We start from the raw sequence: 7,484 nt of genomic DNA, 5'->3' as shown, positions 1-7,484 counted from the left end.
CATCCGCCGTCCTCCCTGCCGCCTCGCGGCGACGGCCGACGATACCAGACGACTCACGCCGATTCATGCAGGCGTACCGGAAGGACACAGAGGATCTGCGAGAAGGTGACGGAATCGACCGACCGGCGGAGTACCTCGCGACCCGTGGCCGAGGTGGTAACCGACCTGAACCGGATGGTCTCAGGGTGGGCGAACTACTTCAGTCTGGGGAGCGTCAGCCACGCCTACCAGATCGTGGATGCCCACGTCGGGTACCGGCTGAGGATGTGGCTCAACGCCAAGCACAAGGTCCGTTGCGTCGGGAAGAAGCGCTTCATCGATGCGGCGACAGCCAGTCGGCTTGGTCTAAACCGCCTTGCGGGGCGGAAAGGGAGCCTCCCGTGGGCGACAGCATGACATCCTTCTCCGAGAGCCGGATGCGGCAAATCCGCACGTCCGGTTCGATGAGCGGGACGTGGAAACGGAGCAGGGCTGGGCTATTGAGGCACCGGCAGACGAAAGGGCCGGAAACAGATAGGCTCAGCCTAAACCACCGCGCCACGTCTCGACTCTACCCCGTTTCGACACCTATCCGATCTAAGGCAGATCGATGCTCCGTTTGGGCTTGTCATGCAGCCAACGCCCGGTCACCGTACCACCAATAGAAGCTGGAAGAGCGTGCTCCGCTCGGCCAGCACCCATCAGATGCTCCAGCTCCGATTGCCTTGCCTGTAGCTGCGGATCTCGCGAACCAGGCCCGGCGGGTGACGACGTCTGCCTTAGCACGTTCAACTCCTTCTCAAGCGTCTTTATTCTTGCTGCAAGCTCATCAGGATCTGGCAACACGTTCTCGGATGTTCGCAGGGCACTCGCCGCAAGGCGGGGGTGTGGTTGAACAAGCGGGCATGCAAGGCGCTTCAAACGCCCATTCGATAAGGTGATCGTGAGCCTGCCGGTCAATCTGTAGGTGCGCATGGTTCTTCGTCCGTCTCGCAGAGAAAGCAGGAACTCACGCCAGTCGTTGGAGACGGTGTCCGCGGATGAATCCTGGTGCCGGACAAGCCATGCGCTGTCGGCTTGACCACCGTCCGCCTGCAGTTCGAGAACCTGATCATCCTTGCCCGATTTGATGGGATAGATGACCACGAAAGAAGTCAAGCTCGCGCGGTTGAACGCTAAGAATGCGTGCAATGTATCGGAGAGGGAGTATTCACTCCATTCATCAACGTAAAATGGCTTCAGCGTCCAGTCACCATCCAGATTGAATGTGTATAAGGCGCTGTAGTAGCTCCAAATTCGATCGGTCCGTTCTGGTTTTGGGAGGAGATCCACTGAAGTCACCCTCGGCGGTGTTGGACGACTGGCGGTAGTGGCGGCCCGACTCGTGGGCGGCAGCAACCCGATCGAGGCCCTGTGCGGCGAGTTCACCCCTGTAGGTGTCTCAGCCACCTGCTGCGATCGTAGCCCGTTTTCCGGTCCAAGGGTAGAAATGGGGGCATTCTGACAACTCAGCGATGTTAGGAATCCCATCGTCACAATCGTCCGAATCATACTGACCTCCCTGTTCACTGTATAGTACGCATGTTGCCAAGCGAGACTCCCAAGACACTAGTTTCACTTCATGGCGTCAGCAAAGGCGTCCTGAAACATTTTATGGAATTCGAGATCCCACCACGTCCATTGCGTGAAGTCGCGATCAAAACCCAGGGAATCTTGAACTGCTACGGGAGGCTGGACGCCCGCTTGTCGAAAGACGGTGCCGATGAAGGAATTGCTGTTACGCAACAACGGATCGTATCCGAGGCCGACAACGATGCCTATAGAAAACTTGTCTATAATGAACTGACCGTATCTGGTGTTGAATCTGAGGTCGTTGGCGGACAATACCATCTGGGCTCGTTCGGCCTTCTCACCGATTTGCCGTGCAGCTTCTTCGAGCCTGTCCAGTTGTTCAGCCTCAAGGCCTGGAGTCAGAGGAACGGGGAATCGCTTGCCACGGCCTGTCAGGTCAGGGCTTACATAAAGGCCGTAGAAGTTGAGAAGCCCCGTACCGTACTCTGATGCTTGCCCAGCACCATCGAGCAAGTCGATTAGCGAGATCGCGGGAAAGCCAAAAATCCTCTCACAGATTGCGTTGATTCTCCTCAGATCCTCCCGGCCTGACAGGCCGAACCAGGAGGCAGTTAGAGCATAGTATATGTACCTCATGGGACCGAGCGGGCCGGAACCGACGCGATTTGCCGAGGAGTGCCTTTTGTCATTGAAAGCTTGAAGCTCGATCAACGTCTTCTTGCCATCGCGATCGAGTTCCAGCGCAAGATGGGCACCGCCGAGAAAGCGAAATCCGGGAATGCCGAAGGCATCTTTCGCGGTGACCCAGGCACAATGGGCTAGCCCGAGCAAATCGATCAGCGATACGGGAGCATTGTGAACGTAGGCGTACAGATTCAGTCCACCTATTTCCCCAAGCGGATCCTCATTTCCCCACCTTCCGAGCCTCGAGAGGTAGTACCGATACCCGAAGTAATACATGTCCGTTTCGACATCATACCATTTCGTCGAGAAGCGGAAGGGATTGGCGTCCTTGTACGGACCGCTGCTGAGGATCAGGTTGCCGTACGGGTCGTACTCGTACCGGGCGGCGATGGAGATGTTGCCGGTGTCCGTGGTGTCGAGCACTTGGCCGACGTTGTCATTGGCGTCGTAGAAGTACCAGTAGCGATTGCCGCCGGTCGGATGGTAGCTGGCGAGCAGGCCGCCGATGCCACCGGCGCCGTGGATTGTGCCGGAAAGATCCAGCCCTTGACTCGCCGCGGCAGGTGAAACCTGCGGGTTGCCGCGCAACCCGGCCCGCGTTGCGGGCCGCGTCGCGCCAAGGGCAAGGCCCCAGGTGTACCCTTGACTCGTCGCAAGGGGCGAAGCCCCTGGATCGCGCCGCGATCCTTCCCGCGAGGCGGGAAGCGCCGTGTCAAGGGTGTATTTGCGGACGTTCTCGTTGCTGCCGTTCAGGACCATGACCACGTCCCACCCTTGACTCGCTGCACCGGGCGAGGCCCGGCCGTCGCTACGCGATGGGTCTCGCTTTGCGAGACGCATCGTGTCAAGGGCCCATGTAATCATACACGAAGGCCACCTTTTTGGCGCCGGGGGTCGGGTTCCGCGGAGTGATCGTCTTGAGCCGGTTTTCGGCATGCCCCAGAGAACGAACCGCCAAGGCACCGAGACGCCAAGATCGAGACGCAGAGGGTCGGCAACGACAGATCGACCACCGGAGCGTCTCAACGAAAGGTTTCAACGACTGAACTCACTTTCGTCTCCTCCTCTCGCAGGTTGCTTGGCGCAATCCCCGTTCCGACACCCCCCGTTATCTTAGCTGGGCTTTGTAGATGATCCCTGGCTTTTATCCCTCTCCATATCTCTTCCTTGACCTGCAGGACGGCTGGTGGGACGGGTAGTCAAGCCCGGTAAATCGAGCCACATCTTATTCACAGTCGAACCACCCAATGGCCGCCCATCGAGAGATGGAGCAGCGCGTTGGCTGGACGGGATTGTGGGAAGCAATCCCGAATTCGCCAGAATAGCAGTGCGGGGGTCATCCTCTGCCGCCAATTCGGCGAACCGCCAAGCCGCATTGCGCGCCAAGTGGTCCCTTCCAAGGCTCTGCGAGATCATTGCGATTTGAAACCAGGCATCTTGACACAGGATACCGTGCGATCGATCATCCATTGCACCTGTCGATACGGCCTTGCTCAGACTTTCCAATGCCGCAGGACCGTCCCCTGATCGAGCTTGATCAATGCCAATATGATACCAGACTTCCGGGATCGAAGGATCCGCAGGATGATCAGCAATCCACGACCGCAAACGATCCTGAAACTGCGTTCCTCCAGTGGGAAATTCGGCCTTGGTTAACACGATTAGATGCCGCCCCAACCCTTGTCGAACAACCGAGAAACCCGCTATTTGCTGAAACAATCTTTTTGCAGCATTTATATCACCAGCCTTGGCATGCGCATGCATTTGGCGTGAGAGCAGCTCTTCCTCATCAAGACCTCGAGACGTGAACCTGGCTCGTTCCTCTTCGGTCAGGTCGGCTGCAAATACCCTGGCGGCATCCTTGTACAGCATTGCAGCTTTCTGGTAATCATCCAACACACGTTCATGCAAACCTGCCTCAAGAATAGTAGCGGCGACATATCTTTCTGCAACGGCGCCTTTCAGAAGAGCATTCTGCAGGCAGAATTGCCTTGCGTGTGCCAGCGCCGACGCAACCAATGACGCCGCGTCTCTGGACGGTCCGTTTGACGACCAGCGCGCTTCTGCTATGCTTGCTTTCTCGAATAGCCACATGGCCCTGTCAGCCGGTGAGTCAGCGGTTGCAGCCAGTTCGTCAACAACTGAATCTGCCATGTCAAGCAGACCACAGCCATTGGCCAGCGATAGCTGGATAATCCTTGCATGCCGAGTATCCGGGTCGCTGTCGGCTGCTGCCAACGCCGCGGTGAACCTGTCCAACCACCGCCGATACTCCGCTGTTCGGTCAGCGGAGGGGGCCTTTCGCATGTCCGGAACCGCTGCCTTGTACTCCGCGATCAGCTGTTTAAGGTGACGCCGCTCAGAGATCTCCGTGGGTTGTCCGGCCCAAGCCGTGCTCACGACGCACTCCAAGAAAAACGCATTTAGGATGACCAGCAGGACGCGTCTTCTCCAGGTAGTATTCATATCAGCACCTTGATGCAAAACATAAAAAGTCTTAAACATCCTGATGAAGAATGTGACCGATTCCGCAATAGTGCCCCTGACAAAAAGTAGGGGGGGCTCGTTCTCCATATCAAGGGCAAGGCGTGTTGCCAAGCCATTTCCCTGTCGCACTCTTCCATTCCTCGCTGAGAGCTGTAGATGTACGTACCTCCGAGCAATCCTTGTTCCAACGATGCGTCGGATCACATCCAAAGCCGTTAGCAAGGCGAGTATACCAAGAGTAGTGGTGGTTGATTGCATAGGTCGTGCCGACCGTATACTCAAGCTGCGCAAGGTATCGTCCATACTCGCACGAGGGGAAGTCCTCGCTTCCAATCGTGATTGCCCACGTGTACGTCGTCTGGCCGGACCATCCGAAGGACAACTGCAAAGCCGCTTTGATGGCGCCCACGTCTCCTGAAACCTGGGGGCTGATAGCAAAATCAAAAGACCGGGATCTCGACAGACTCACGGTCGTGGTACAGACGTGCGTCATGGTTGGAGGTGGATTGTTGTGGCACTCCGGACAGCAGGTGTCACAGTTCAGCGTCTGGCTCACTAAGGCCCTGGGTGTACCAGGGTTCGTACAGTAGGTACTACCGTTCGTCCTGTAGCACATCCAGATGACGTCACAGTCCTGGGGGGCGACAACAGCGCCTTCCGGACACGTACATTCGGCATCTGGTACTATCACCGCCTGACCGCGAGCTGGGCTCCCAGCGGCAGTTAGACCACACAGACAACACGCAAGAAAGTCAATGCTCAGTACATGCCTCATCATGACGATTCACTCCAGCAGCAAACAACCACACCACTCAGAATACCGCGGAACGAAGAAACATAGGGCACAAAACAGGACACCCTGTTTTCGCCCTTAGTTGTCCGACATCCACTTGGTCAACACACAGCACTCCGGTGCTTGCGTGCCAGCTACTGTGATTTCGAAATCGACGGTGGTGGACTCGTATACCCACTTTGGAACTTCGGGTGGGTCCGGGCACGGCTCATACTCAACAGGATAATTTGATAAGGTTGCAACCAGAGTATACGCGCCTACTTGCGTCAGATCTACGGGTCCGCCACTCCAAGATACGACGATCCCGCCACCCTCGATTTCTGAGGCGTTCTCGACCAGAACGTAGCACTCGCCCTCTCTTACGTATTCATATGTGGTTTGCGTGTCGAGGTCACAGGCATTGACAAACAGGCCGAGATAGGTGGCCCAGTCCTCAGGCGTCCATGAGCTACTGCCTTCCGGATTCTCGCACATAGCCTCCCGCTCGATCTCGCTTGCTGGGGAAGCTTGGGCTTGAATGCCAGTCCCTTCTGACACAGCCGGACAGGGTGGCTCTGGGCACGGACACTCCGGAGGAACACAGGGATCTTCACCGTAGTCACAACCCGCAAGGGTCGGCGACACGTTCCAGCCAGCGACGGCAAACAGACTGGTGAAGGTAATCAGCCACGAGACAAATTCTTGCACAGAGTTGACCTTTTCCATGAAGTTCTCCTTGCCAGACGAGGTTTACCGATTCATGAACCCTACAGCCGCAACCCAAACAGCCACCCAGAATGCACACCAATCACGACGGAAGAGATTGGGGCGCGCCCAGCCTAAAGACCGTTTTTCTTCTTTCGTTATCTCCTCTGTATTAGGCAAACACAACTCAACGCTGGCCTAGTCACTGGTGGCCCTGTTCGCCCGCAGGGTGTCGTTCTTGGCATCCTGTTCTGCCGGCGGGGGCACGGTGACCTGGCCGGTCATGGCCGTGACCTGCTGGGCGGCCAGTTCGCGGGCGTTGTCCTTGAGCCTCAGAAACTTGAGCCCGCTGATCCAGTTGCACCGCTCCAGGAAACCGGTGAGCGGCTCTTCACGCACCTGGCGCGGAGCGCTGTGCAGGATGTTGACCTGCCCATCGGCTGCGACGGCGATCAGCCCCATGTGGTCGCAGCCCAGATGGCCCCCATTGGCCGGGCGCAGGATCAAGACCACATCGCCGGTACGCAGGTCCCGCAGGACCTCGGGGATGCGCTCGGTGGGCACATAGCTGTCCGTGCGGGTTTCCTTATCAGGCGACTTGTAGTCTGAACCCTTGAAGGTGATGCGGGTGAACGCGCTGCCCGGTGCGGCCGGGCGCTCATCGAAGACTTTCGGCCGGACTACATGAGTGAAACTCTGGGCCGGACGGTTTTCTGCCGGACCCAGTTGGGCGGTGACGTCGTCCAGCAGCCAGGCGTTGTTCGGCAGCCAGTCGCCCAAGGTGAAAAAGTTGCGGTTCTTGTACTCGACCACCCCATCTTTATGGCGAATCCGCTCGATCAGCAGGTAGTACGAGTCCCAGTCCTTGGCCAGAGCCAAGGCCAACGTGCGGTTGACGAAACTCACGCAATCGCCCTCGGCCAGGTCGAACTGGACCGCGTTGAGCCGGAACGCCTGCCCCACCGCCCGGCGGCCCATGCGCCCGATCTCTTCGTTGGCGGCAAACCGCAGGCCGTCGGTGGCGATGGCCTTCTGGCGTAAGGGTAGGTACTGACCCAGATCGGTGTTGCGCATATTCTGGATGGGCCGGGCGTCCAAATCAGCAAACGCCTGCCGCTCGACCGGGGTCATGGTGACGAGGGGCTCTTGCGCCTTGGCGGGGGCGGCGCCCGGGCCGAGCCGGATCAGAAGGATCGTGGTAACCGCAATGACAAGCCCGGTGACGGAAAGGACGATGAGCCGTTTCATGTGCGCAGACCTCCTTCGGTCCTGTTCACCGGAACCG

General features: G+C 58.0%; 6 protein-coding genes. 1 reads left to right on the top strand and 5 read right to left on the bottom strand.

What is annotated here, in order from left to right; all coding sequences use genetic code 11:
• Positions 1-396: group II intron maturase-specific domain-containing protein (locus tag PLL20_21055; protein HPD32490.1), on the top strand; the 396-nt coding region annotated here is incomplete at its 5' end.
• A 180-nt stretch (positions 397-576) separates the two neighbouring features.
• Here PLL20_21055 and PLL20_21050 read toward each other — a convergent pair.
• The 5 genes from PLL20_21050 to PLL20_21030 form a co-directional block, all read right to left on the bottom strand.
• Positions 577-1,311: a hypothetical protein gene (locus PLL20_21050; protein HPD32489.1), complete on the bottom strand. Its 735-nt coding sequence runs from the start codon at positions 1,309-1,311 to the stop codon at positions 577-579.
• A 282-nt stretch (positions 1,312-1,593) separates the two neighbouring features.
• Complete coding sequence (locus PLL20_21045; GenBank protein ID HPD32488.1) at positions 1,594-3,099, bottom strand: RHS repeat-associated core domain-containing protein; 1,506 nt, start codon at positions 3,097-3,099, stop codon at positions 1,594-1,596.
• A 249-nt stretch (positions 3,100-3,348) separates the two neighbouring features.
• Positions 3,349-4,851, bottom strand: coding sequence for a hypothetical protein (locus tag PLL20_21040; GenBank protein HPD32487.1), 1,503 nt, complete (start codon positions 4,849-4,851; stop codon positions 3,349-3,351).
• Between the two features lie 742 nt (positions 4,852-5,593).
• A complete protein-coding gene (locus tag PLL20_21035; GenBank protein HPD32486.1) occupies positions 5,594-5,989 on the bottom strand; it encodes a hypothetical protein in 396 nt (131 codons plus the stop codon).
• A gap of 408 nt (positions 5,990-6,397) precedes the next feature.
• A complete protein-coding gene (locus PLL20_21030; protein ID HPD32485.1) occupies positions 6,398-7,447 on the bottom strand; it encodes a DUF1460 domain-containing protein in 1,050 nt (349 codons plus the stop codon).
• Between the last annotated feature and the right edge of the window lie 37 nt (positions 7,448-7,484).

Source organism: Phycisphaerae bacterium (genome assembly GCA_035384605.1).
GTDB lineage: Bacteria > Planctomycetota > Phycisphaerae > UBA1845 > PWPN01 > JAUCQB01.
Note: the sequence above shows the minus strand (reverse complement) of the source record. Positions and strands in the feature narration are given on the sequence as shown.

What these genes read in the sequence shown, in the direction of transcription:
- PLL20_21030 (HPD32485.1), bottom strand. Translation starts at nt 7,447, where the DNA reads ATGAAACGGCTCATCGTCCTTTCCGTCACCGGGCTTGTCATTGCGGTT.
- PLL20_21035 (HPD32486.1), bottom strand. Translation starts at nt 5,989, where the DNA reads ATGTGCGAGAATCCGGAAGGCAGTAGCTCATGGACGCCTGAGGACTGG.
- PLL20_21045 (HPD32488.1), bottom strand. Translation starts at nt 3,099, where the DNA reads ATGATTACATGGGCCCTTGACACGATGCGTCTCGCAAAGCGAGACCCA.